The organism is Mesorhizobium sp. 113-3-3, assembly GCF_016756495.1.
In the GTDB taxonomy this organism is placed as follows: domain Bacteria; phylum Pseudomonadota; class Alphaproteobacteria; order Rhizobiales; family Rhizobiaceae; genus Mesorhizobium.
On the sequence record NZ_AP023243.1, the window covers coordinates 3,370,008 to 3,394,284 of the forward strand.

The window sequence follows — 24,277 nt, forward strand, 5'->3', positions numbered from 1 at the left end:
TGCCTCACAAATGGAGACTTTCGATTGACGGACTGGATCGCAATTCTGAAAGAGCAGACCGCCACCGGCGACCAGATGGGGCGCGAGGTGCCGCAGATGCTGGCCAATCCCGATATCAGCGAAGCCCAGGTGAAAACACTGTTTTCCGCGCTGGAAAAACAGGCCGAATTCGTCGAGAAGCTGCGCATGGCGCTGGAGAAATTCGGCCATGACTTCTCGATCATCAAGGCAGCCGAAAGGCTGGAGGAACGCTATGCCGACCTTGCCGCATCGGTTGCCGAAAAGCTGAAGGCGATGCGCAAATAGAGCCTGCTTTTAGAGTTATTTCTCGAGAACGCGCGAAAAACGCGTATCCGGCACAAGCCACACCAGGGCCACGGCGACATAGAGCCCCACACCGATCCACCGGTTGAGGAAGGTCAGCGCAATGGCCACGATATAGACGGCAAGCGAAAGCCTTCCCTTGCGGTCACTGCCGATTGCCTTGGCGAAGGCGGTGTCTTGTCCATGCAGGCGATGCAGCGCGGCGGCCAGAATCGTATAGGCGATGGCGCACAGCACCAGATCGAAACCGTAGACCGCGACCGGAACCGTGGCGAAATGGTTCTCGCCCATGAAGGCGGTCGTCACCGGCATCAAGGACAACCAGAACAACAGATGCAGGTTTGCCCACAAGACCCCGCCGTCGACGCGCTGCACGGTGTGGAACATGTTGTGCAGATTGTTCCAGTAGATGCCGACATTGATGAATGAGAGCACGTAGCACAGGAAGACCGGCAGTTGCGGCACCAGGGCCGAGAAATCCTCACCCTCCGGCACTTTCAGCTCCAGCACCATGATGGTGATGATGATGGCCACCACGCCGTCGGTGAATGCCTCGACCCTGCCTTTGCCCATGGAGCCCCCCGATTGTCTGGTAAAATCTACGCGATGACTGGATGTGCGGCTACCCGCCATATGGCTGGGCGAACGGTGGATGGTCCGCACCTTGTCCAGGCGGCTCGCGAAGCCAAATCATTCAGCCGTTCGGCGTCTCCGGCGCCATGTTGGCGCGGCCGCGCGGCACGCCAAGCCCGGTGTCCGGCGGCTCGCCGGCGGCCGGCCTGTTCTCGATCATATGGAATGTGCGCCAGCCGCCGAACCGGTAATAGGCCGCGGCCAGCACAAGCGAGGTGATCGAGCCGGCCGGGAAACTCCACCACAACGCTTCCTCGCCGATCACGCCGCGCATGAAATAGGCAAAGCCGGTGCGCACGATGAGCACCGAAATCACCAGGATGATCAGCGGCGGCATCACCGCGCCGGTGGCGCGCACGGTGGCGAACAGCACGATGGTGACGCCGAACAGGATGAACGACCACGACGCTGCCGTGTTGATGTGGGCGGCGATGTCGATCGCCGCGCTGTCGCTGCTCAGGAACAGGCCGAGAATCGGGCGGTCGAAGAGCCACAGCAACGCGACAAGGGCGCCGGTCAGCACGAGGTTGAAGCCGACGCCGGAGGCGGCGACGCGGCCGATCCGGTCCCAGCGGCCGGCGCCGACATTCTGCGCCGCCATGGAGGAGACCGCCGCACCGATGGCCAGCGCCGGCATCTGGATATAGGTCCACAACTGCGCGGCGATGCCGTAGGCGGCGGCGACTTGCGACCCGTAGGAATTGACGATGCCCATCACCGTCAGGGCCGCCGCCGAAATGACGATCATCTGCAGGCCCATCGGCACGCCCTTGAAGACGACGATGCGCAGCAAAGCGGGGTCGGGCCGCAGCAGCGCGAGATTGGCGCCGGCCAGCCGCAACGGGTGCTTGCGCGCATAGAGCACGACAAGGATGGCGATGACGCTCACCGTCTGGCCGATCAGTGTCGAGGTGGCGGAGCCGGCGATACCGAGTTCGGGGAAGGGGCCGATGCCGCGGATCAGCAGCGGGTTGAGCACGATGTCGAGAACGACCGCCAGCGCCATGAAGATGAAGGGCGTGCGTGAATCGCCCGCACCGCGCAGCACGGTCATGACGAAGGACAGAAGGTTCATCATCGGCACGGCGACGAAGATGATGCGCAGATAGGAACGCGCCAGCGGCAAGGCGTCCGCCGGCGTGCCGAGCGTGTTGAGGATGGCATCGACCCAGATCCAGCCGCAGACGGCGAAAACCACCGAAACGAAGAAGAAGAAGGTGGCGCTGGTGCCGACGATGCGGCGCGCCTCGGGCAGGTCGCGGGCGCCGACCGACTGCGCCACCAGGATGGTCGCCGCCATGCCGATGCCGAACACGGTGCCCAGGATGAGGAACAGGACGAGGTTGGCATTGGAGGTGGCGGTCAGTGCCGATTCCCCGAGAAAGCGGCCGACCCAGACGGCATTGATCGACCCGTTGAGCGACTGCAGCACGTTCGAGCCGAGCACCGGCAAGGCAAACATGAGCAGCGTGCGCGGAATCGGGCCGCTGGTCAGGTCGCCGGTGCGCCGGCGCGCGGGCATTTTTTCGTCCATGGCTGGCGACTCGGCAAACTGATCTGGATCCGCTCCACCATCATTGCCGATTCAACGGGGCAGGTCGATGCGGCGTCGGAAAAGCTTGGCCGGAGGTCTCCTGGCGCACCTTGATCTAATCATGTTCTCAAAGCGCCCGGAATGGGCTATTGATCCCCGGGGGCGTGGGGGCCGCATTCCTTATCAGATCTTGCGAATATCCGGGGGGTTGATGTCCGATAGTCCGCTGTTTTCCGAGCGCCTGAACCGGCGCGCCTTTATCGGTGCGTCCGCATTGGGCGCGGCTTCGATGGCTCTTTCGGCGTGTACGACGACTGAGGTGGTGACGCCGCCGCCGGCGGCCGCGCCGCCGCCCGATACGGCGTTCGGCGATACCGCCAGCATGTACGCGGCGCGCACCGACGAGGGCTTTCAGCTGCCGGCAATCCCGGTGGCCAAGCTCGATCCGAAGTTCGTTCGCCAGATCGTGGCCGACCCGACCGGTGAAAAACCCGGCACGATCGTCGTCGATGTCTCCGAGCACTTCCTCTATCTGGTGCGCGACGGCGGCAAGGCCATCCGCTATGGCGTCAGCTTAGGGAAGGCCGGTTTCGGCTGGACCGGCAGCGCCGTGGTCCAGGCGCGGAAGAAATGGCCGGTGTGGACGCCGCCGCCGGAAATGATCCAGCGCCGGCCGGAACTGGCGAAGTTCAAGGATGGCATGCCGCCAGGCCCACAGAGCCCGCTCGGCGCCCGCGCGCTCTATCTGTTCCGCAACGGCAAGGACACGATGTACCGGCTGCACGGCACGCCGGAGTGGGAATCCATCGGCAAGAACGCATCGTCGGGCTGTGTGCGCTTCATGAACCAGGACATCATCGACCTCTACAGCCGCGTCAACGGTCCCGCACAGGTCTTCGTGCGCCCCAATTTGTCAGCCGCCGGCAAGATCATGGCGGTGGCGAGCAGGACGGCCGAGCCGATCGATGCGGGCGTGCCGAGGGACGCGGAGTTCCTGAAGTAGATATCGCATTTGGCGCGCTATCGACTGGCCAATAAATTTGCAATATTCGGCGCTAGTCTAGTACTACAGGCCAGGATCGAGATACGCCCTCGCGCAGGCAAGAGTCGTGGTTTGAGGCACTAGTCCTCGCAACGTCCAATGTTTGTATGCAACTTTGGCAATGAACCATACCGAGAGTGGGTTCGATGGCAGCCAGATCCAATCCGAAGCGTGGCCTTGTGATCCAAGGTGGCGGCGCGAAGGGGGCGTTTGCTCTTGGGTGTTTGCGCGTGTTCCAGCGACAAGGAATTGAATTTTCTGCGGTTGCGGGCACGTCGGCGGGTGGCCTTTGCGCTATCATTTGGTCGACCCAAAAAATTGAAGAAGGCATTGCGCTCTGGAGGTCAATCGATCACAGCCTCTTTCTTGGTAAAACTCCAGACGGGTGCTTTCGACGCGTTCTCAAGATCTTTTGCATAGTAGGGAAGATCTTTCTCCTTTACTTAAATGGCGTCGAACCGGAAGGCCGCTCCCAAGTTGCCCGCGATCTCATCTTTTCTATCCTTGTTGGTATACTGTGTTGGGCTCTTACGCCGTATGGCATGCCTACTTGGCTCACCATCGCGAGTCTGATCCTGATTCCTATTATTGCAATTTGCGCTTTCACGAACACACTGCCAAAGGTTGGCTGGGATCAACGAGTCAGAAGCCGGATCGTTGGAGCGCAAATTTTTGTTGGCGAGATAGCAGTACTCGTTGGAGCAGGATCGTTGCTGCTTGAACTGTTCAGGTTCATCCAGCCGGTCCAAGGTTTCACTTGGGCATATGTAGGTTACAATGCTGCAATTGTCGTGGTCGCTCGCGCACCAATGGAGCTTAGGTCTACCCTGCTAGAGGGAAAGTTGCTCGCTGGTAAGATCGTAGAATTCCTCTCGGCCGAAATTAAAATACCTACATTCGTTACCGTCGCGAAAGAGTATGGTCCGGGGTCACCGCACTTTCTGCTTTCCACCCCTGGCGTGTTTAAGGCAGTTTATGCGGACCTGCAACGCGCTCCAGCTCAATTAAAAGCGGCTTTTGCATATGCTAGCGCAGCCCTGCCGTTAGGAATTCTTCCCGAAATGACAATCGATGGCAAAACATTTGTCGATGGGGGGGTAGCCGATAACACTCCGATTACTCCAATTCTTGGGCAGGATGTTGATGAGATATGGTTGATTTCGCTTAGCCCCACCCTGTTTGATTTGAAAGATCACATGCGCAATGTTCTGATGCAGGCGATATTTGTCGAAGGTCCACCGCAAATCAGCGCTGAGGCCTACAGCGCTGCTCTTAGCCACTTCGACAAAATAAAGTTAGTCGTCTTTTCACCGCCAACCGACCTTGGCAACATGCTTATGGGGACTCTGAATTTCAACGCAAAGCGTACCAACGCTTTGATGGTACTTGGGGAGCGCACAGCAGAACGTGTTCTGAGAAGCGGAACTGGCTATTCTTCGCGAATATACCGGCTGAATTATAAGTTTTGGACCCGACTGCGCTTAATTCGTCGAGCGCTTCCGCCTTGTAGCGTGGTTCACCCTTATAAGCGAAGCAATATCAGTGACCTCACGAAGAGCGAGTTTGAGTTTCCGGATGTCCGTGTGAAGCCTGACGAGGCCGGGAGACCCTCCTGGCACGCTTCGGTCATCGTACTTTGGTCGATCTATCTCGGAAATTCGATCAATAGCGGTTGGCAAAGTATCCTCTGGGCTACGCTGTTTGGCCTCGTTGGCCTCTCGCTGCCAACATGGCGTGCGCGCATGAGAAGGAATCTCGACAAGTAAAGAAGACTATGAAGTGGCGCGAGATCTGAGCGCGAGACGACAGTCGCCTCAAGGCAGGCGCATTTTCAAAAGCGAGGTGTGGCCGAAAGACCACCATTTGATCGGCGAACCGCAGAGCGGACGCGCCGAGCGCGCCCGCCTGGATAAGGGTAACTACTTCTTGGCGAGGCCGGGAAGCGTGACCTGGTAGACCAGGAACATGGTGTCGACATTGGCGCCGTCATCGGCCTTGTAGGAGGCGCCGACCTGGAAACCGTCCTGGGCGAGGAAGTCGTTGTCATTGGCGACGAACAGGAAATAGTCGTCGGGCAGCTTCGGATCGAGAACGCTGGTCAGCGACATTGCTTCCCATTTCTCGGACAGGTTGTTGTGGTCGTTCGGCGCGCCATTGTGCAGGCCGAAGCGATTGAGCTGCGCATTGTCGTTGATGTCGATGAACGGCGTCAGCCTGGCCGGCGTCACCGACGGATCGAGCACGCCCTTGGGCGCGACCGGCATGTCGGCGGCGTCGAAGGGGCCGCCGGCGATGTCGGTTGCCGCCGAAACGTCGACGACGAAGATCTGGCGCAGAAGCGATGTGTCGCCCTTGACGCCCTGGCCGTTGCCGCTGTCGCGCGCCAGCATCAGGAAGGACGTGTCCGACAGCGCCACGATCTCGCTTTGCGCGGCGACCTTGGTCTTGCCCTTGGCATCCTTGAACACCGGCAGCGGCACGACATATTCATGCGCCAGCTTGAGATGGGCGAGGTCGGAAGCGTCATAGACCAGCGCCCGCGTGTTCTGCCGGGTCGAACCGGAATCGCCGCCATCCTGCCTGGTCGCCGACTGCAGCACGGCGATCAGGAACTTGCCGTCCGGCGTCATCGCCATGCCTTCGAGACCCTGATTGTTCTGGCGGCCGGTCTCCGGATCCTTCGGATCGGGCTCGGCGGCACCTGGGCCGGGATTGTCCGAGGAAAAGTTCGGCGCGCCCTTCCGCATCGGCACCAGCGCCGCCGGCGGCTGGGTCGCCGACAGCAGGCGGCCTTGCGCCGAGAAGCGGTAGATGTTGGGGCCATATTCGTCGGAGATGAACATCGAGCCGTCGGGTAACCGCACGATCGCCTCGTTGTCGAGGGCGAGCTTGCCATTGGTGGCGACGGGCAGCATCGGCATGTCGCCGGCGCCGGCGCGCACATCCGACAGCGGATCGAGACCGGTGGCATCAGTGCCCTTGTCGTCGGTCAGAAGCATGGTGTCGGTAAGCGTCGCCTTGACCTCGGTCTGCTCCTGGCCAGCGGCGCCTGCTGCCGCCGGCGTGAACTCGATGCCGATCGTGTTGATCCGCGGCCGGTAGTCGGTGGTGCCGGCGACATTGTAGCCGCGATCCGGCAGCAGCCAGAGCGAACCCTTGTAGGTGCCGGCCTCATGCGTCCAGCTCGATGTGTCGATCGCCATGCCGGAACCCGAGCCGAACGTCTCGCCGAATTTGTCACGCTGTGCGGCCGGGATGCGGCCGACGCCGACCAGGCCCTTGTTGACGAGGACGGTCGCGGTGCCTTCGGCGAGCGCCGGCGTCAAGGCGCTGAACAAGGCCAGCGCGACGCCGAGCGAGGCGGTTCGGTGCAGGTGTTTCATGGATGATCCTCTTTGTGACAGATGTGCCGGAGCGGCCGAAGAGCGAAAGCTTAAAGAGGCGGTACATCGATGATGCCGCGCGCCCCCCCAAAAGCGGTCTACGGCGCGAACATGATGCTTGCGTGACAGGGCGGCATGTGTGCCCGCCGGGATATTCGCAGGCCGGGAAAAACACGCGCTCTGGCGGAAGAATGGATCCTCCCCACGCATCCGTCCGGGCGTGCAGGCGCATCACTGGACACTTATGTCCAGTGCGTATATGGTGCGCTTCTGACAGACCGGGAGGGAAGCCTTGAAGTCGCACTACCGTGCAGTGGTCATCGGGGGTGGGGTGGTCGGCGCCTCGGTGCTCTACCACCTGACGCGGTTCGGCTGGTCCGACGTGGCGCTCATCGAGCGCGCCGAACTGACCGCCGGTTCGACCTGGCATGCGGCGGCCGGATTTCATGCGCTCAACGCCGATCCCAATGTCGCGGCGCTGCAGGACTACACCATCAAGCTTTATCGGGAGATCGAGGCCGAGTCCGGCTGGGATATCGGCCTGCACATGACCGGCGGCGTCAACATGGCCAGCGATCCCCAGCGTTGGGAATGGCTGAAATCGGCCTGGGCGGTGTTCCAGTCGGTCGGCATCGAAACGGCTCGTCTGGTGACCCCTGACGAGATCAAGGAAATCTGCCCGATCGTCGACGTAAGCGGTGTGCTCGGCGGTCTCTACGATGCCAACGAAGGCCATCTCGACCCTTACGGCACGACGCATGCCTATGCGGGTGCCGCCAAGAAGCGCGGGGCCGACATCATCCTGCGCAACCGTGTCGTCGAGTTGAAGTCTCGCGCGGACGGCCACTGGGACGTCGTCACCGAGCAGGGCACCATTGTTGCCGAGCATGTCGTCAACGCCGGCGGACTGTGGGCAAAGCAGCTGGGCCGCATGGCCGGCATCGACCTGCCGGTGACGCCGATGGAGCACCATTATTTCATCACCGAGGACATCCCCGAGATCGCGACGCTGGACCGGGAGATCGGCATCGCCGTCGACCTCGACGGCTTTTCCTACCTGCGCCAGGAGCGCAAGGGCGTGCTGCTCGGCGTCTATGAGCAGAACCCGAAGCACTGGCACATGGACGGCGCGCCGTGGGACTACGGCATCGAGCTGATCCCGGAAGACATAGACCGCATCAGCTTGGAACTCGGCAGGGCGCATGAGCGCTTTCCCTGCCTGGCGAGCGCCGGCATCCGCAAATGGGTCAACGGCGCCTTCACCTTTACCCCCGACGGCAATCCGATCGTCGGACCGGTTCGCGGCCTGAAAAACTACTGGGTCGCCTGCGGCGTCATGGCCGGTTTCAGCCAGGGCGGCGGCGTCGGCAAATCGCTGGCCGAATGGATGATTTACGGCGAGCCGCAGGCCGACATTTCCGGCATGGACATTGCCCGCTACGGCGCCTTTGCCGCCAACCGCGAATATCTCGGGCAGACGACGCGGCAATTCTATGCGCGCCGTTTCGTCATGACCTTTCCCAATGAGCGGCTGCCGGCCGGCCGGCCCTTGAAACGCCCCGGCGCCTATGACGGCATGAGCGCGGCCGGCTGCGAATGGACTGCATCGTGGGGGCTGGAAATCCCGGCCTATTTCGCGCCGATGGGCTTTTGCGAGAACACCACGCTCAAGCGCTCCAGCGCTTTCGACATTGTCGGCGACGAGGCGCTGCAGGTCCGGCGTGCCGCCGGTCTCGTCGATATCTCGGCCTATTCACGCTATGCGGTGTCGGGGCCAAGCGCCGAGGCATGGCTCGACCGGCTGCTTGCCTGCAGGTTGCCGAAGGCCGGGCAGGCGCGGCTGGCGCCTATGCTCGGGCCGGACGGGCGGCTGAAGGGCGACCTCACAGTGATCAATTGGGGCGGCGGCGACTATTGGCTGATGGGTTCCTACCACCTCAGGGAATTCCACATGCGCTGGTTCGAAAGCCAAACAGGTGGGGGCGTCGCGGTCACCGACATCTCCGACGCGACGGGCGGCTTCCTGCTGACCGGGCCGAATGCGCGGAAAATCCTGGAGCGCACGACACATCAGGACGCCTCCGCCGCCGCACTGCCGTTCATGGCCTGCGGCGCGTTCGACATTGGCATGGTGCAGGCGCGGCTTGCCCGTCTGTCCATCGCCGGCGAGCTCGGCTTCGAGATCAGCTGTCCCGTGACCATGCATGCCACGCTGCGCGAGACCTTGCTTGCCGCCGGCGAGGATCTTGGCCTGGCCGAGATCGGCTACTACGCGCTGAATGCGCTGCGCCTGGAGAAAAGCTTCGGCATCTGGTCGCGCGAATTCACGCAGGGCTACACGCCAGGGCAGACCTGCCTCGACCGTTTCATCACCTTCGACAAGGGCGATTTCGTCGGCCGCGAGGCGGCGCTGAAGGAGCGCGATGCCGGTGCCGCGCAACGGATCGTGACGCTGGAGGTCGACGCCGTCGATGCCGACGCCAGCGGCTTCGAGCCGGTCTGGCGCGACGGCCGGCGCGTCGGCTTCGTCACGTCCGGCGGCTTTGGCTACACGATCGGCAAGAGTGTCGCGCTGGCGTTGGTCGACGGCGATTTTGCCGAGGAGGGGACGGCGCTTTCGGTGCACATTGTCGGCGTCGAGCGGCCGGCTCGGGTCATCGCGGCCTCGCCCTACGATCCCTCGGGCAAGGCGATGCGGCAATGAGGAGGATTTTCGATGATCGATGACGCGGCACGAGACAGCAGGCGCGAGCGCCGGCGCGGACGCACGGGCGAGGCCGGCAGCGAAAGCAGCCGCCGTCCCAACTACCGGTCGCTGAAGAATCCGTTCATGCCGCAGCCGATCTTTTCGGACGACCAGATCGCCGCGATCCACGACACGGCGCTGCGCGTGCTGGAGGAGCTCGGCATCAAGGTGCTCTTGCCGCAGGCGCGGGAGATTTTCGCCCGCGCCGGTGCGCTCGTGGACCCGGACACCGACATGGTGCGCATCGGCCGCGACATCGTGGCCGCGGCGCTGGCCTCGGCGCCAAAATCAATTCCGGCGCTGGCGGGCGACCGCAGCCGCGATCTTTTGCTCGAACTCGGCTCGATGACGTTCCTCGCAGGCGCTGGCGCGCCGAACGTCACCGATCTCGAACGCGGCCGCCGGCCGGGAACGCTCGGCGCCTTCGAGGAGTTGACCAAGCTCATCCAGCATTTCGACGTACTGCACATGCTTTGCCCCTGCATCGAGCCGCAGGATGTCGACAACCGCTTTCGCCACTATGCCGTCAACCGCGCGCAGCTGACGCTGTCCGACAAGTTCCCCTTCGTCTTCGCGCGCGGCACGCCGCAGGTCGAGGATGGGTTTGAGATGATCCGGCTGGCGCGCGGGCTGTCGGAGGATGAATTCCGCGCCGGCGCCCATTGCTACACCATCATCAACACCAATTCACCGCGCCAGCTCGATATACCGATGGCGCAAGGCATCATCGACTTCGCCCGCGCCGGACAGGTCCTGGTCATCACGCCGTTCTGCCTGGCCGGGGCGATGGCGCCGATCACGGTCGCAGGCGCGCTGACGCTGCAGCATGCCGAGGCGCTGGCCGGCCTGGCACTGGCGCAGATCGTGCGCCCGGGCGCACCCGTGCTTTACGGTTCCTTCTCCTCCAATGTCGACATGAAGTCGGGCGCTCCGGCGTTCGGCACACCCGAGCACGTCAAGGCGACACTGGGGGCCGGCCAATTGGCGCGCTTCATCGGCCTTCCCTGGCGATCGGGCGCCGGCAGTGCCGCCAACATCTCCGATGCGCAGGCGGCCCATGAGTCGCAGTTCGCCCTTTGGGGCTCGGTGCTTGCCGGCGCCACCGTCTGCATCCACGCCGCGGGCTGGCTGGAGGGGGGCCTGAGTGTCTCTTTCGAGAAGCTGATCACCGACATCGAGGCGGTGCAGTCGATAGCCGAGCTTTGCGCGACGACTCCTGGCGACGACGACGCGATCGGTTTCGAGGCGATCGCCGAAGTGCAGCCGGGCGGGCATTTCTTCTCGGCCGGCCACACGATGTCGCGCTACCGCACGGCATTCTATGAGCCACTGGTGGCCGACTGGTCGAACTTCGGCAACTGGACGCAAAACGGATCAAAGACCGCCACCGAGCGCGCCACCGGTATCTGGAAACGCATCCTTGCCGATTTCGAGCCGCCCGCTTCGGCTGCCACCACTGCCGGCGTGCTCGACGAGTTCATCGCGCGGCGCACCGAAGAGGGCGGCGCGGCGCCGGTGTCGTAACCAGGCGCGGCGCCCAGATTGGTTAGGTGGGGTTGTCGAGCGTGAACAGGTCGCTCTCCTCGTCATAGGCGAAATATTCGGCGTAGCGCGCCCAGCTGATGACGGCCCGCACCGTCTGGTCGGCATAGTCCTCGGACATGTGGTCCTCCAGCTCATCACGGAAGCGGCGGGCCGGCGCCTTGTGGTTGGCGCGTTCGTCGAGCACGCGGCGGATGTGACCGGCCAGCGGCACATAGGTCGCGAGCTGCTGCGCGAACAATTGCTTGCGCGCGTCGACCTCGCTTTCGGCGAAGCGTTTGCCCGCCGGCGTCAGCTGGATGTCGCCTTCGGCGAACTCGGCGAAGCGCAGCAGCTGCAGCGTTTCGGCGATCGGGAACAGATCGTCGATCTCAAGCTGCAGGCTGGCGGCCAGCGGCGGCAGGTCGGCATGTCCGTTGTAGGGCGGCGCTGCAACGGCCTCGATCAGGCCGGCAAGCAGGTTGGTCGAGACGCGCGGCAGCACCATGGCGATGCCGGAACCCGGGAAGACGCCGTCGCGGACAGGGGTGCCCGGCTCCTTCCTGGCGGTCATGCGGGCATAGATGTCCTCGACCAGCGCGCGGAAGGCGGGGTCCAGCCGGTTGCGCGGCTGCGGCAGATCGATCCTGAGCTCGGCGACGACGCGGCCCGGATTGGACGAAAAGATCAGCACGCGGTCGCACATCAGCACGGCCTCCTCGATGTTGTGCGTCACCATCAGGATCGATTCGATCGGCATGCGGCCTTCCGACCAGAGGTCGAGCAGGTCGGTGCGCAGCGTCTCGGCCGTCAACACGTCGAGCGCCGAGAACGGCTCATCCATCAAAAGCACCTTGGGATGCACCACCAGGGCGCGGGCGAGCCCGACGCGCTGGCGCATGCCGCCCGACAGTTCCTTCGGATAGGCGTTCTCGAAACCGTCGAGGCCGATCAGGTCGATGGCCGACAAAGCGCGCTTGCGGCGCTCGGCCGGCGAGACGCCCTGCGCCTCGAGCCCGAGTTCGACATTCTGCAGCACGGTCAGCCAGGGAAACAGCGCGAAACTCTGGAAGACCATGGCAATGCCGTCCGGCGTGCCGCAGACGAGCTTGCCCTCGAAGGCGATGGCGCCCTCGCTTGGCCGGATCAGGCCGGCGATGGAGCGCAGCAAGGTCGATTTGCCGGATCCGGAGCGGCCGAGCAGGCCGACGATCTCGCCCGAGACGAGCGTCAGCCCGACCTGGTCGAGGACGGCGAGCTTGCCAGCGCTGCCCTTGTCATAGGTCTGGCAGACGCCATGGACTTCGACGAGCGGAAAGGTGTTGGGGATGACAGTTTGGTTCATGATCAGTCTCCTGGAAGAAAGGGTCAGTCGAGCCGCATGCGGCGTTCGGCGAAGACATAGAGCGGGCGCCAGAGGATGCGGTTGAAGAGGGTGACGAAGAGCGACATCACGGCGATGCCGAGGATGACGCGCGGGAAATCACCTGCCTCGGTGGCCTTGGCGATGTACGACCCGAGGCCGAAGGCCTCGAGCCTGGTGTTGCCCCAGCTTGCCAGTTCGGCGACGATCGAGGCGTTCCACGAGCCGCCGGAGGCGGTCAGCGCGCCGGTGATGTAGTAGGGGAAGATCCCCGGCAGCATGACGTTCTTCCACCACGACCAGGACCGTATCTTGAACACCCTGGCCGCCTCCTTGAGATCGGAGGGGAAGGCGCTGGCGCCGGCGATGACGTTGAACAGGATGTACCATTGCGTGCCGAGCACCATCAGCGGCGACAGCCAGATGCCGGGGCTGGCGCCGGTGGCGACGATGGCGATCACCGCGAATGGAAACAGCACATTGGCTGGGAATGCAGCGAGGAACTGCGCCAGTGGCTGAACGCGTTGGGCGACCGCGGGCCGCAAGCCGATCCAGACGCCGATCGGCACCCAGATGACGCTGGCCACCGCGATCAGCACGATCACGCGCAGCAGAGTGAGAAGGCCGCCGCCGAGGGCTTCGACCACATCGTTCCAGCCAAGTGTCTGCCTGAGATACAGGACCGTCTCGACGGCACCCCACAGCGCGACAAGCAGCACCAGGCCGAGCCAGGCGAAGTCGAGCAGCCGGGACAAGCGGCGCGAGGCGACGCTGGCCGCCGGCAGGGTCCGCTTGCCCGGGCGAAGCAGCATGGCGCGCTGCCACAGCCAGGCGATCGGCAACCCCACGGTCCGCAGCAGCCGGGCGCGGCGCAGGACGTCGTAGACCCAGGAGCGGGGCTTTTCCTGGCCGGCGGTCTGCTCGAAGCGGAACTTGTCGGCCCAGGCGACAACGGGCCGGAACAGCAACTGGTCATAGAGCAGGATGAGCACGCCCATGGCGAGCACGGCCCAGGCGACGGCGGTAAAATCCTGCTTGTCGATGGCGAGCGCCAGCCAGGAGCCGATGCCGGGCAGTTGCACGGTGGTGTTGCCAACGGTGATGGCCTCGGAGGCGACGACGAAGAACCAGCCGCCCGACATCGACATCATGGTGTTCCAGACCAGGCCGGGGGCCGCGAAGGGAGCCTCCAGCCGCCAGAACCTCTGCCACGCCGACAGGCCGAAGCCGCGGCTGACCTCGTCGAGGTCGCCAGGCACGGTGCGCAGCGACTGGTAGAACGAGAATGCCATGTTCCAGGCCTGGCTGGTGAAGATGGCGAAGATCGCCGCGCATTCGGCGCCGAGCTGGCTGCCGGGAAACAGGCCCATGAAGAAGGTCACGGTGAAGGTCAGGAAACCCAGCACCGGCACCGATTGCAGGATATCGAGCGCGGGAATGATCACCATTTCGGCGCGCCGGCTCTTGGCTGCCAGCGTCGCCACCGTGAAGGTGAAGACCAGCGACACGATGATGGCCGCGAACATGCGCAGCGTCGTGCGCAGCGCGTATTCCGGCAGGTTGACGAGATCGAGCGTGACCGGCGAGGTGGTGAGCAGCGCGCTCGGCGCGCGCATGCCGGCGGCGCCATGCGCCAGAAGCACCAGCAAGGCCACCAGCATGGCAAAGGCGATAGTGTCGTAGATGTTGGGGGCGATGCGTGCGCGTGCGAGCGCCGCGGCCTCGCCAAGCGAATTGCGGTTGTGGGGCAGGAAGATCATGGCGGACCTCCGGGGGATGGGCCGATTTCGGTTTGGCTTGGGAGAGGATGATTGCGGGCGTGCGGAAGGCTGCGACCGGGAGGTGGTCGCGCCGGGCGCCTGGGCCTGACCGTCAGTGCGGAGGTTTGGGCTGCGTTGAGAAAGGGCTCAGGCAGCGCGCCGAGGGAGGGCCGATCGACGACTGACGCCCTCTTCGGAGACGGGCTCCTGCGCCCAGCGGCACTCCAGGCGGCCGCTCACCGAGCCGAGGCGCCAGACGCAGACGAGCCGGGTCGACGGCATGGCGAAGCCGGCTTTGCCCGCCAGGCCGCGCGTTGTTGCAACGGACGGCCGTGCAATCGAAGCGGAGCGCGTGGCAGAGCGCGCACGGAAGGGAATGATTTTGGTGTTCATGGCTCACCTCTTGCGGTCCGGCGGGACGGCAAGGCGAGCCGCAGGCGGGTTATGCCCTGCCGAGGCCCGACCGGCGCCACATGCCGGAAACCAAATCTGTTGACGGGGCCAGTGTCCGGACCGTGCCTGTGGCTTGATCCGGACAGCGACTGGGATAGCTGTCCATAACCTGTTCGATCTCGAGTTGATGCTTCGGTCAGCCGAAGCCACGCCGCCTTACGCCCGCCGCTCACGACGTGTCAACGCGAGCGCCGGAATCTTAAGTATATGGATTGATACCAAGGCATAGCGCGGCCGGGCGCCGGTTACGCAACGCGCTATCAATGCATTGAAAAATAACGGTTTATTTGCCGCCTCGGAGCGGTCAGATTCCGAGCTTGCCGGCCATTTTTATGAGCTCGGCCAGCGACACGGCCTGCATTTTGCGCATCGCTCGCGCGCGGCGGACCTTGACGGTTATCTCGCTGACGCCGAGGTCGCCGGCGATCTGCTTGTTGAGCCGTCCCTGCACCACCAGCGCCACGACGCTGTGTTCGCCTTCGCTCAGCGTCGCCAGCCGTTCGCGCAACGTATCGAGTTCCGCTGCTTGCGTCCGCCGCAGCCGGTCCTTGTCCAGGGCGGTGGCGATGGCATCGAGCAGGTCCTGTTCGCGGAACGGTTTGGGCAGGAAATCGACGGCGCCGGTCTTCATCGCCTGCACCGACATGGCGATGTCGCCATGCCCGGTCATGATGATGACCGGCAGCGGCGTCTCGGAACGGGCGAACTCCTTCTGGAAATCCATGCCGCTTTTGCCGGGCAGACGCACGTCGAGCACCAGGCAGGAAGGTGCGTCCGGCCTCGGCGCGCCCAGGAATTCGGCGACCGAACCGAAACAGCGCACGTCCAGGCCAACCGAGCGCAGCAGGCTGTCGAGCGCCTCGCGCATGGCGGGATCGTCGTCGATGACGAAAACGATCTGCTCTGGTTCTCCGATAGGCGTCATTGCTCTGACCCGCGCGGTCCGGTTTTGCCGGCCGGGAGCGAAAAGAAGAAGGCGGCGCCGCGCGGCGCCGCAGGCTGCGCCCAGATGCGGCCGCCATGGCTTTCGACGATGGAGCGGCTGATGGCAAGCCCCATGCCCAGGCCCTCGGGTTTGGTGGTGTAGAAGGCGTCGAAGACATGGTCGAGTTCGACGCCGCCCAGCCCACGGCCGGAATCGCGCACCTCTATGACGATTTCGCCGGATTTACCGGGGCTGGTCACGATGGTGACGTCACGCGCTTCTTCGCCGCTCACCGCCTCGAGCGCGTTGAGGACGAGGTTGAGGATGACCTGCTGGATCTGCACCGGATCGGCCTGGGCCCGAGGCAGTTTGCTGGCCAGTTCCGTCCGCAAGGAGACATGCGCTCTGCCGGCCTCGGTTTCCACCAGGGTCAGCGTCTCCGCTATCAGCTGGTTGACGTCCAACCGGACGGCCTTGCCGCCCGCCTTACGGGTCAGACCGCGCAGGCGCTTGATCAGCTCGCTCGCGCGTTTGGCGTCCCTGACGATGCGTTCGGCCGCCTTGCCGGCCTCATCCGGATTGCCGCCCGCCAGCCAGCGCCGGGCGGCGTTGCCGTTCAAAACGATTGCCGCCAGCGGCTGGTTGAGCTCATGCGCGATCGAGGCCGTCAATTCGCCCAGCATCGTCACGCGCGTGATGTGGGCGAGTTGCGCCTGCGCCTCCCGCGCGGCGGCCTCGGCGGCGGCGGTGCGCAGCGCCAGATAGGCGGTGACGGCGATCGCCACCAGGCTGATGGCGCAGTTGATCATGCCCGCCGGCACCGAACCCGCCCGCGTCAGGAAAAAACTCAGCACGGTGAGCGCCATGCAGGCCGCCGCCACCATCGCCACGCCGCGGCGGTCGAGATAGCGGACCGCAATCAGGACAATGGCGACGTAGAAGACCGCGACCGCGATTTCGAGATTGGTGATCGTATCGGCAAGGAAGATGGCCGCCGCCAGCAGGGCAAGCAGGGCCGCCGGCAGCAGCGGCCGGCGCCCGAGGAGCGGTCCAAGGAGCGGCAAGGACGATCTTCCAGACATGCCGCCTCCTTGCTGATCGAACTGCCGCGACGGGCAGGCGACATTACCGCGCCGCGTTTCAGCCCGGCAAGGCGCTGCAATATCGCACCGGATCCTTGAACTTTCGCTTTCAACAGGCCGCCTCGGCATTGGCAATTGGCGCTTCCCGTGCAGAGATGAGCGAATGCGCGAAGCTTTGATCGCAGTGGTGATCTTCCTGTGCCTGGCCGCATCGGCATTTGGCAGCATGGCAATCTGGCCGAGACTGCCGACCAGACACCGCGATGACGACACGAACACGGTGGTTCGGCTTGCAGCCAACCTGTTCGGCGTCATGACCTCGCTGATACTCGGCCTGATGATCAACTCGGCCAAGAACACCTTCGAATCGATCGATCACAATGTGCACGCCTATGCGACGGAGCTGATCCTGCTCGACAGGACATTGCGCCGGTACGGTCCCGAAACCGATGCGGTGCGCCAGCCGTTGGTCGCCTATGTGCAGCGGGTGGTGGACACCTCGTCACAAAACAGCGAAACGACTATCGCCGCCAACCAACTGTCCGAACGTCTGCTGACGGAAATCGGCGCACGGCTAAATGCGCTGACGCCGTCCGACGCTGTACGTGGTTCCCTCCTGCAGGATGGACGCCAGCGCCTGCAGAAGGTACTGGAAATGCGCTGGGTGCTGATCGAGCAATCGGAGGGCGCCATCCCTTGGCCGCTGATTGCCATGCTGGTTGCGTGGCTGGCACTGATCTTCGCCAGTTTCGGCTTCAGGGCGCCGAAGAATGCCATCACAGCCACAACCCTTGTGGTGTCGGCCGCGCTGATCGCGGGGGCGATCTACCTGATCCTGGACATGGATGTCGCATTTTCCGGGCCGATCCAGATTTCGTCGGCGCCGCTGGAGCGGGCGTTGGCGGAATTGCAGCGTTGAGGCGGAACCGGCGACATTCCCAGGCATTCATGGGGATGAAGCACCGGAGGACGACATGGGTTTCGACCAGTATCACGAACCGCCTGAAGAACTGTCGCAGAAGGTGCGGACCTTTGCGCGCATGATCACCTCGCTGATCGAGGAAGCGGAAGCGATCGGCTGGTACGAACAGCGCATCTCGGTGGAGAAGGATCCGCAGGCGCGGGCCATCATGCAGAACGCGCAAGGCGAGGAGTTCAAGCACTTCGGCATGGATCTGGAATTCCTGCTGCGCCAGAAGAAGGACTGGCGCGCGGAATTGAAGGAAATCCTGTTCACCACCGGCGACATCGTCAAGGCCGGTGAGCGGGGCGAGAAGAAGGTGGATTGATATCCTCTACGGGCTCCATCAATCGCTGTCGCGCGCGATCAGCTCCAGCGGCCAGACCTCGCGGATGATGCGCGGGCCTTCGGGGCCGGCAAAGGCGGGCAGCGAGGCCAGCAGCATTTCGGCCAGCCGCCTTCCCATCGGCTCCAGCGCCGGGCGGAAGGCGGTCAACGCCGGGGAAAAATAGCGGCAGAGCGGCGTGTCGACGATGACGGTGACGGCGATGTCGTGGCCGGGTCTGATGCCCATCTCGGCCAGCGCCTTGCAGCCGCCGAGCGCCATGGCGTCGTTGTTGAAGATGATGGCCGTCGGTCGGTCCTTTGCCAGCATCACGCGCGGCGTCACCTGGTAGCCGCCGGCCTCGTTGATGAAGCCGTCGGCGATCAACGCGGGATCGACCTCGATGCCGTGCCGCTTCAGAGCTTTGCGGTAGCCGTCCAGGAACAGATAGCCAAAATTGAGGTTGAGGGAAGGGCGGATGGCGGCGATGCGGCGGTGGCCGCGCGCCACCAGCCGGTCGACGGCATCGCTGCCTGCCTGTTCGAAATCAAGGTCGAGCGAGGGATAGGCCTTGCCGCCGGTGCGGCTGCGGCCGAGCGTGGCGAAGGGGAAGCCGACCTCGGTGAGATAATCGATGCGCTCGTCCTCGCGCCGCGTCCACGCCAGCAGCACGGCATCGGCGCGGCGGGTCTCGACGACGCGGCGCAGGCGTTCCTGTTGATAGTCGCCTGGCGCGCCCATCACCACCGTCAGGTCGAGCCCGCTTTCGGCCAGGCGGCCCTGCAGCCCGATCAGGAAGGGGATGAAGAACGGTTCGCCATATTGCTGGTCGCCAGGATGCGGCTGCAGCATGAAGGCGATCGAATGGGTCGCGCCTTGCCTGAGACTCCGGCCAGACTGGTTGGGGGAATAGTTCAGCTTCTTGGCGGCGTCGAGCACGCGCTGTCGGGTGTCGGCATTGACGTCGGCGCGGCCGTTCAGCGCCCGCGAAACGGTGCCGATCGAAATGTTCAGATGACGCGCTAGGTCGTGGATGCTGGACGCCAAAGGATAGTCTCCCCTGCCTTGGCTATCATTGGCTGCCGCTGAGGCCAAGTGTTCGTGACGATTTTCGCGGGCGGCCGATTGACATTCTACGCCATCGGGTGTGTTCTCGTAAACGTTTACGGAAAAACGTTTACGGTGATGCCGTGGATGCCGTGACGATCGGTCTGGAGGGACCGAGCGGAGGAGGAACGCCGGATGATGAATGTCGTCCTCGTCGGCTGCGGCGCGATGAGCAGGCAGTGGCTCGATGCCGCGAGGCAGATCGACGGGCTCGCCATTGTCGGCCTTGTCGACCTCGACGCCGAGCGGGCGAAGGCGAGGGCGCATGAATACGGCCTCACCGGCATTGTCATCGGCACCAGCCTTGACGCGGTGCTCGACCAGACAAGGCCCGACGCGGTGTTCGATGTCGTGGTTCCCGCCGCCCGGCGCGAAGTCGCGCTTTCGGCCTTTGCCCATAATTGCCATCTTCTGACCGAGAAACCCTTGGCCGACAGTCCTGAAAACGCCCGCGCCATCGTCGAGGCGGCCCGCCAGGCCGGGCGCACCCATGCCGTCGTGCAGAACCGCCGCTACGTCGCCAATGTCAGGCGCATCCGCCGCTTCCTGGAATCCGGCGCCATTGGCGCGGCGACCAGCATCCATGCCGATTTCTTCGTCGCGCCGCATTTCGGCGGCTTTCGCGAGGAGATGGCGCATGTGCTGCTGCTCGACATGGCCATCCACACCTTCGACGCCGCCCGCTACATGGCCGGCGGCGAGCCGGCCGGCGTCTATTGCCAGGAATGGGAGCCGGCCAATTCCTGGTACCGGCAGGGATCGTCGGCAAGTGCTGTCTTCGATCTCGGTGGCGGCAAGGTCTTCACCTATGCCGGCTCCTGGTGCGCCGACGGTTTCCGCACCAGCTGGGAAGGCAGCTGGCGCATCGTCGCCGAGCGCGGCAGCCTCATCTGGGACGGCCACGACCTGTTGACGGCTGAGGTGGTGGTGCCTGGCCGCGACGGGCTATTCGACAAGACCCAGCCGATCGAAGTGCCGCCGCTCGATCCAGCCGACCGCGTCGGCGGCCATCTCGGCATCATCCGGGATTTCATGCACGCCATCGAGACCGGCACCGAGCCGGAGACGCGCGGCACCGACAACATCAAAAGCCTGGCCATGGTCTTCGGCGCCATCGAGAGCGCCGAAACCGGACGCCGCGTGGCGATTTCATAGGAAACACAAGTGATGCCAAACCCGCTTCTCGACATCCGGATCGGCACCATGGTGCGGGCCAATCTCGAAGACCCCGCTGCCTATGTCAGGCAGATCCTGCCGCTTGGTTTCGAGAGCATCCAGCCCTTCTTCTGGCAGACGCTGGGCGGCAAGGACCTTCCGCGCCTTGCCGGCGAGATCCGCGAGGCGATCGGCGATGCCGATGTCATCGTGTCGTCCCTCGGCGTGTTCGGCAATCCGCTGGAGGGCGGCGAGGTCGATCGCGGCGTGCTTGCGGCCTGGGAGACGGTGATCGACAATGCGCATCTGTTCGGCGCTTCGATGGTCAGCGGCTTCACCGGGCGCATCCGCGGCAAGCCACTGACGGACAGCCTGCCGCGCTTCCGCGAAGTGTGGGGACCGCTGGCCAAACGCGCCGCCGACAAGGGCGTGCGCATCGCCTTCGAGAATTGCGCAATGGACGCCAATTGGGCCGCCGGCGACTGGAACATCGCGCACAATCCGGACGCCTGGGAGCTGATGTTCAACGAATTGCCTGATGACAATCTGGGTCTCGAATGGGAACCCTGCCATCAGCTCGTCTATCTGATCGACCCGATCCCGCAGATCCGCAAATGGGCGCCGCGCATCTTCCATGTCCATGGCAAGGACGCCACCGTGCGCTGGGACGTCATCCGCGAGCACGGCGTGTTCGGCCGGCTGCCCTTCGTGCAGATGCGCACGCCCGGCTTCGGCGACAGCGACTGGACGCGGGTGATCAGCGAATTGCGGCTGGCCGGCTACAAGGGCGCCATCGACATCGAGGGCTGGCACGACCCGGTCTATCGCGACGATCTCGAAATCACCGGGCAGGCGCGGGCGCTGGAATATCTCAAACAATGCCGAGGAGGCGCCAGCTACCTGCAGAATCCGACGTGAGGACCCGGCCGGCGGGAGGAGCCGGTTCGTAAGTGGCGAAGCAATCGTCAACAGCCCCTCGGCTGACGAGGGAAACAATGGGAGGACAAGTGCATGAGCATCGCGATCAGAACGACACTTCTGCGCACGACCGTCGTGGCCGCCGCCACGGCGCTTTGCGCCGCCATCTCGACCTTGCCGGCACAGGCGCTCGACGCCCAGTGGTGCAAGGATGTCCATATCCGCTTCTTCGTCGGCGGCGCCGAGGGCGACGCTTTCGGCACCATCGTCTACAATGGCGCCAAGCAGGCGGCGGCCGATCTCGGCCCCAAGGTCGACTACATCTTCTCCGGCTGGGATGTCGAAAAGATGGTGCAGCAATTGCGCGAGGCGGTCGCGGTCAAGCCCAACGGCATCGCCATGATGGGTCATCCAGGCGAAGACGCGATCATGCCGCTGGCCGAGCAGGCGCATAAGGACGGCATCAAGATGATGTACCAGAACGTGCCGGTGCCGAAGGTGACGGCGGCGTTCGGCGGCGGCTATGTCGGCGCGCAGCAGGAACAGCAGGGCCGCGCGCTCGGCGCCGAGGCGTTCAAGCTGGCCGGGCTGAAATCCGGCGACAAGGCGATCATGATCGGCCCCTTCGACAATGAGAGCCGGGGCGCGCGCGAGCGTGGCACGGTCGCCGCGCTGAAAGAGGCCGGCGTCGACGTCGTTCAGATCAATTCCGTAACCGAATGGGCCGCCGATCCGAACCTGGCCATCCCGGTGATCACCGCGGCATTGCTCAACAATCCCGGTGTCAAGGCGGTCGGCTATCCGGGCGGGCAGATGCTCGGCAATGTGCCGACCTACATGCAGGCGGCGGGCAAGAAGCCCGGCGATATCTTCAATTTCGGCTTCGACACCAGCCCGCAGATCGTCGAGGGCTTCAAGGGCGGCTGGGTGCAGCTGACAGCCGACCAGCAGCCATTCATGCAGGGCTATCTGCCGATCCTCAGCCTCTGCCAGCAAGTGGTGCTGGGGCTGGCGCCGATGAATGTCGACACCGGTGCCGGCTTCGTCACGCCGCAGAACTATGAGATCGTCTCAGAGCTCGCCAAGCAGGCGCTGCGCTGACCTCCCAAGGCTGCCGGCCGGGTCAGGCCCGGCCGGCAGGACCGCCGGCAATGGGCCGGCATGCGACAATGAAAGCGAGGATCCGATGGCCGAACGCATCATCGAACTGCGCGATATCAAGAAGTCCTACGGTCAGGTCTATGCGCTGGGCGGCGTCAATCTCAGCGTCGACCGCGGTGAGGTTGTCGGCCTGCTTGGCGACAATGGCGCCGGCAAGTCGACGCTGATCAAGATCCTGTCCGGCGTGGTCAGGCCGACCAGCGGCGACATCCTGGTACGCGACAAGCCGGTGAGCGGCTGGAGCGCGGCACGCTCGCGCGACGCCGGCATCGAGACGGTGTTCCAGGACCGGGCGCTGGCGGTGCAGCAGACCATCGTGCGCAACATCTTCATGGGCCGCGAGCTGACCGGCTTCATGGGCTGGCTGAAGGTCAACAAGGAGATCGAGGAGGCAAGCCGGCTGATGCGCGAGATCGGCTTCACCTCGAAGGTATTCACGCCGCACTCGATCGTCGGCCAGCTGTCGGGCGGCGAACGCCAGGGCGTGGCGATCGCGCGCGCCATCTACAAGCAGGCGGAACTGATCATCCTCGACGAGCCGACGACGGCGCTGTCGCTGACCGAGACCGCCAAGGTGTTCCATTTCGTGCGCCAGGTGCGGGCGAGCGGACGCTCGATCCTGTTCATCGGCCACAACATCCACCACGTCTTCGACATCGCCGACCGCTTCGTGGTGCTCGATCGCGGCAAGGTGGCGCTGACCGCCGATCGCAGCGCGGTCAAGTCGGCGGAAGAGTTGATCAATTTCATGGAGGACGTCGCACATCCCGGCGGATTGCCCGGACTGCGCGAGGCCGGCGAAGCGGAGCAGCAAGCGCGATGAGCAAGACCATGGAACCCGATCTCGAAAGCCCTCTGCACGCTCATGCCGGGTCCACCCGCCAGGAGTGGAAACATCCGTCCGATCACTGGCTGCGCGGCTTTGTCCTCGACAACCGCGCCTCGCTCGGCACGCTCGCCGTGTTCATCGTCATGATGGCGGTGTTCATGGTTGCCAACCCGACCGTGTTCACCACCTGGTATCTCTACAGTTCCGTGCTGACGACGCTGCCCGTGGCGCTGTTCGTGGTGGTGCCGCTGGTCTTCGTCGTCACCTGCGGCGAGATCGACCTGTCGTTTCCGGCGACGATGGGCTTCGCCTCCTGGGTCTTCGCCCTGGTGGTGCAGGCCGGCTACGATCCGTTCCTCGGCATTGCCGCCGCACTCGTCACCGGCATGCTGCTCGGCTTCCTCGTGGGGTCGCTGGTCGTCTATGGCGGGCTGTCGTCGCTGATCGCCACGCTCGGCATGAATTTCCTGCTGCGCGGCCTGATCCAGATCGTCAACGAAGGCAAGTCGATGGCGCTGACGAGCCTCAGCGGCAGCTGGGCCTACAAGATCTTCTCCAGCCAGATCCAAGGCATTCCGGTGCAGATCTTCTGGGCCATCGCCTTCGTCGTGCTGTCGGCGATGCTCTATAACAGGCATCGTTTCGGCGCACAGGTGAGGGTGGTCGGCGACAATCCCGACAGCGCCCAGCAGATGGGCATCGACGTCAAGCGCGTGCGGGTGAAAGTGTTCGTCTTCGTCGGCATAGGGGCTGCGATCGCCGGCACCTTCTCGGTGATGATCAACTTCACCTGGTGGCCGACGGCGGGCGACGGTTATCTCCTGCCGGTGCTGGCCTCGGTGTTCGTCGGCGGCACGCCGACCTGGGGCGGCATCGGCACGGTCGTTGGCGGCGCCATCGGCGCGGTCACCGTGTCGTTCATCCAGACCGGCGTGGTGGCGGCAGGCCTGAGCGGCTTCTACGTGCAGTTCTTCAACGGCCTGATCATCATCCTGTCGCTGCTGGGGCACAAGTGGAACCAGGCACGGTATCGGTGAGGGAGGCACTGCCGTTGC

The 24,277-nt window shown here is 64.2% G+C and carries 21 protein-coding genes; 12 read left to right on the forward strand and 9 right to left on the reverse strand.

Annotated elements, in window-relative coordinates; genetic code table 11:
• Window positions 1-24: 24 nt before the first annotated feature.
• Entirely contained in the window at window positions 25-306 is a 282-nt protein-coding gene (locus tag JG746_RS16405; RefSeq protein WP_095773965.1) for a hypothetical protein, read from the forward strand.
• Window positions 307-321: 15 nt separating this feature from the next.
• Here JG746_RS16405 and JG746_RS16410 read toward each other — a convergent pair whose 3' ends face one another.
• Together JG746_RS16410 and JG746_RS16415 are read right to left on the reverse strand one after the other, a co-directional pair.
• Window positions 322-897 carry a TMEM175 family protein gene (locus JG746_RS16410; RefSeq protein ID WP_202359075.1) on the reverse strand — a complete coding sequence of 192 codons (576 nt, stop codon included), beginning with the start codon at window positions 895-897 and terminating at the stop codon, window positions 322-324.
• 121 nt (window positions 898-1,018) lie between these two features.
• Window positions 1,019-2,491: an MATE family efflux transporter gene (locus tag JG746_RS16415; RefSeq protein ID WP_202359076.1), complete on the reverse strand. Its 1,473-nt coding sequence runs from the start codon at window positions 2,489-2,491 to the stop codon at window positions 1,019-1,021.
• Between the two features lie 211 nt (window positions 2,492-2,702).
• Between JG746_RS16415 and JG746_RS16420 the strand changes: the two genes are divergently transcribed.
• Both JG746_RS16420 and JG746_RS16425 read left to right on the forward strand, forming a co-directional pair.
• Complete coding sequence (locus JG746_RS16420) at window positions 2,703-3,494, forward strand: L,D-transpeptidase (RefSeq protein WP_202359077.1); 792 nt, start codon at window positions 2,703-2,705, stop codon at window positions 3,492-3,494.
• A 185-nt stretch (window positions 3,495-3,679) separates the two neighbouring features.
• Window positions 3,680-5,299, forward strand: a complete 1,620-nt coding sequence (locus tag JG746_RS16425; RefSeq protein ID WP_202359078.1) for a patatin-like phospholipase family protein — start codon at window positions 3,680-3,682, stop codon at window positions 5,297-5,299.
• Window positions 5,300-5,452: 153 nt separating this feature from the next.
• Here JG746_RS16425 and JG746_RS16430 read toward each other — a convergent pair whose 3' ends face one another.
• The gene (locus tag JG746_RS16430; RefSeq protein WP_202359079.1) at window positions 5,453-6,916 is read right to left on the reverse strand and encodes an esterase-like activity of phytase family protein; all 1,464 of its coding nucleotides are present in this window, start codon (window positions 6,914-6,916) and stop codon (window positions 5,453-5,455) included.
• A 292-nt stretch (window positions 6,917-7,208) separates the two neighbouring features.
• Here JG746_RS16430 and JG746_RS16435 point away from each other — a divergent pair, with 292 nt between their 5' ends.
• Together JG746_RS16435 and JG746_RS16440 are read left to right on the forward strand one after the other, a co-directional pair.
• Window positions 7,209-9,620: a GcvT family protein gene (locus JG746_RS16435; protein WP_202359080.1), complete on the forward strand. Its 2,412-nt coding sequence runs from the start codon at window positions 7,209-7,211 to the stop codon at window positions 9,618-9,620.
• Window positions 9,621-9,632: 12 nt separating this feature from the next.
• Window positions 9,633-11,186 (forward strand): trimethylamine methyltransferase family protein, encoded by a 1,554-nt coding sequence (locus JG746_RS16440; protein ID WP_202359081.1) that lies wholly within the window; start codon window positions 9,633-9,635, stop codon window positions 11,184-11,186.
• 22 nt (window positions 11,187-11,208) lie between these two features.
• On the opposite strand, the gene JG746_RS16445 is transcribed toward JG746_RS16440, so the two are convergent.
• The 5 genes from JG746_RS16445 to JG746_RS16465 form a co-directional block, all read right to left on the reverse strand.
• The gene (locus JG746_RS16445; protein ID WP_202359082.1) at window positions 11,209-12,528 is read right to left on the reverse strand and encodes an ABC transporter ATP-binding protein; all 1,320 of its coding nucleotides are present in this window, start codon (window positions 12,526-12,528) and stop codon (window positions 11,209-11,211) included.
• Window positions 12,529-12,551: 23 nt separating this feature from the next.
• A complete protein-coding gene (locus JG746_RS16450) occupies window positions 12,552-14,306 on the reverse strand; it encodes an ABC transporter permease (RefSeq protein ID WP_202359083.1) in 1,755 nt (584 codons plus the stop codon).
• Between the two features lie 147 nt (window positions 14,307-14,453).
• On the reverse strand, window positions 14,454-14,699 hold the full coding sequence (locus tag JG746_RS16455; protein ID WP_202359084.1) for a hypothetical protein: 246 nt from the start codon (window positions 14,697-14,699) through the stop codon (window positions 14,454-14,456).
• A gap of 364 nt (window positions 14,700-15,063) precedes the next feature.
• Window positions 15,064-15,675: a response regulator transcription factor gene (locus JG746_RS16460; protein WP_446721211.1), complete on the reverse strand. Its 612-nt coding sequence runs from the start codon at window positions 15,673-15,675 to the stop codon at window positions 15,064-15,066.
• A 5-nt stretch (window positions 15,676-15,680) separates the two neighbouring features.
• Complete coding sequence (locus JG746_RS16465) at window positions 15,681-16,766, reverse strand: sensor histidine kinase (RefSeq protein WP_202359086.1); 1,086 nt, start codon at window positions 16,764-16,766, stop codon at window positions 15,681-15,683.
• A gap of 163 nt (window positions 16,767-16,929) precedes the next feature.
• On the opposite strand from JG746_RS16465, the gene JG746_RS16470 reads away from it, so the two are divergent.
• Both JG746_RS16470 and JG746_RS16475 read left to right on the forward strand, forming a co-directional pair.
• Complete coding sequence (locus JG746_RS16470; protein WP_202359087.1) at window positions 16,930-17,685, forward strand: bestrophin-like domain; 756 nt, start codon at window positions 16,930-16,932, stop codon at window positions 17,683-17,685.
• Between the two features lie 55 nt (window positions 17,686-17,740).
• Entirely contained in the window at window positions 17,741-18,055 is a 315-nt protein-coding gene (locus tag JG746_RS16475; protein ID WP_044548017.1) for a ferritin family protein, read from the forward strand.
• An 18-nt stretch (window positions 18,056-18,073) separates the two neighbouring features.
• Here JG746_RS16475 and JG746_RS16480 read toward each other — a convergent pair whose 3' ends face one another.
• Window positions 18,074-19,099, reverse strand: coding sequence for a LacI family DNA-binding transcriptional regulator (locus tag JG746_RS16480; RefSeq protein ID WP_202359088.1), 1,026 nt, complete (start codon window positions 19,097-19,099; stop codon window positions 18,074-18,076).
• A gap of 195 nt (window positions 19,100-19,294) precedes the next feature.
• Here JG746_RS16480 and JG746_RS16485 point away from each other — a divergent pair, with 195 nt between their 5' ends.
• From JG746_RS16485 to JG746_RS16505, 5 genes are all read left to right on the forward strand, one after another.
• Window positions 19,295-20,314, forward strand: a complete 1,020-nt coding sequence (locus tag JG746_RS16485) for a Gfo/Idh/MocA family protein (protein ID WP_202359089.1) — start codon at window positions 19,295-19,297, stop codon at window positions 20,312-20,314.
• A 12-nt stretch (window positions 20,315-20,326) separates the two neighbouring features.
• The gene (locus JG746_RS16490; protein WP_202359090.1) at window positions 20,327-21,232 is read left to right on the forward strand and encodes a sugar phosphate isomerase/epimerase family protein; all 906 of its coding nucleotides are present in this window, start codon (window positions 20,327-20,329) and stop codon (window positions 21,230-21,232) included.
• Window positions 21,233-21,325: 93 nt separating this feature from the next.
• Window positions 21,326-22,333 carry a substrate-binding domain-containing protein gene (locus JG746_RS16495; RefSeq protein ID WP_202359091.1) on the forward strand — a complete coding sequence of 336 codons (1,008 nt, stop codon included), beginning with the start codon at window positions 21,326-21,328 and terminating at the stop codon, window positions 22,331-22,333.
• An 85-nt stretch (window positions 22,334-22,418) separates the two neighbouring features.
• Window positions 22,419-23,216, forward strand: a complete 798-nt coding sequence (locus tag JG746_RS16500) for an ATP-binding cassette domain-containing protein (RefSeq protein ID WP_202359092.1) — start codon at window positions 22,419-22,421, stop codon at window positions 23,214-23,216.
• Window positions 23,213-24,259: an ABC transporter permease gene (locus JG746_RS16505; protein ID WP_202359093.1), complete on the forward strand. Its 1,047-nt coding sequence runs from the start codon at window positions 23,213-23,215 to the stop codon at window positions 24,257-24,259. The genes JG746_RS16500 and JG746_RS16505 overlap by 4 nt, the downstream gene beginning before the upstream one ends.
• The last annotated feature ends 18 nt before the right edge of the window (window positions 24,260-24,277 follow it).

Coding starts and splice junctions, on each gene's coding strand:
- JG746_RS16410 (WP_202359075.1), bottom strand. CDS start 897: ATGGGCAAAGGCAGGGTCGAGGCATTCACCGACGGCGTGGTGGCCATC.
- JG746_RS16415 (WP_202359076.1), bottom strand. CDS start 2,491: ATGGACGAAAAAATGCCCGCGCGCCGGCGCACCGGCGACCTGACCAGC.
- JG746_RS16420 (WP_202359077.1), top strand. CDS start 2,703: ATGTCCGATAGTCCGCTGTTTTCCGAGCGCCTGAACCGGCGCGCCTTT.
- JG746_RS16425 (WP_202359078.1), top strand. CDS start 3,680: ATGGCAGCCAGATCCAATCCGAAGCGTGGCCTTGTGATCCAAGGTGGC.
- JG746_RS16430 (WP_202359079.1), bottom strand. CDS start 6,916: ATGAAACACCTGCACCGAACCGCCTCGCTCGGCGTCGCGCTGGCCTTG.
- JG746_RS16440 (WP_202359081.1), top strand. CDS start 9,633: ATGATCGATGACGCGGCACGAGACAGCAGGCGCGAGCGCCGGCGCGGA.
- JG746_RS16445 (WP_202359082.1), bottom strand. CDS start 12,528: ATGAACCAAACTGTCATCCCCAACACCTTTCCGCTCGTCGAAGTCCAT.
- JG746_RS16450 (WP_202359083.1), bottom strand. CDS start 14,306: ATGATCTTCCTGCCCCACAACCGCAATTCGCTTGGCGAGGCCGCGGCG.
- JG746_RS16455 (WP_202359084.1), bottom strand. CDS start 14,699: ATGAACACCAAAATCATTCCCTTCCGTGCGCGCTCTGCCACGCGCTCC.
- JG746_RS16465 (WP_202359086.1), bottom strand. CDS start 16,766: ATGTCTGGAAGATCGTCCTTGCCGCTCCTTGGACCGCTCCTCGGGCGC.
- JG746_RS16470 (WP_202359087.1), top strand. CDS start 16,930: ATGCGCGAAGCTTTGATCGCAGTGGTGATCTTCCTGTGCCTGGCCGCA.
- JG746_RS16475 (WP_044548017.1), top strand. CDS start 17,741: ATGGGTTTCGACCAGTATCACGAACCGCCTGAAGAACTGTCGCAGAAG.
- JG746_RS16485 (WP_202359089.1), top strand. CDS start 19,295: ATGATGAATGTCGTCCTCGTCGGCTGCGGCGCGATGAGCAGGCAGTGG.
- JG746_RS16490 (WP_202359090.1), top strand. CDS start 20,327: ATGCCAAACCCGCTTCTCGACATCCGGATCGGCACCATGGTGCGGGCC.
- JG746_RS16495 (WP_202359091.1), top strand. CDS start 21,326: ATGAGCATCGCGATCAGAACGACACTTCTGCGCACGACCGTCGTGGCC.
- JG746_RS16500 (WP_202359092.1), top strand. CDS start 22,419: ATGGCCGAACGCATCATCGAACTGCGCGATATCAAGAAGTCCTACGGT.
- JG746_RS16505 (WP_202359093.1), top strand. CDS start 23,213: ATGAGCAAGACCATGGAACCCGATCTCGAAAGCCCTCTGCACGCTCAT.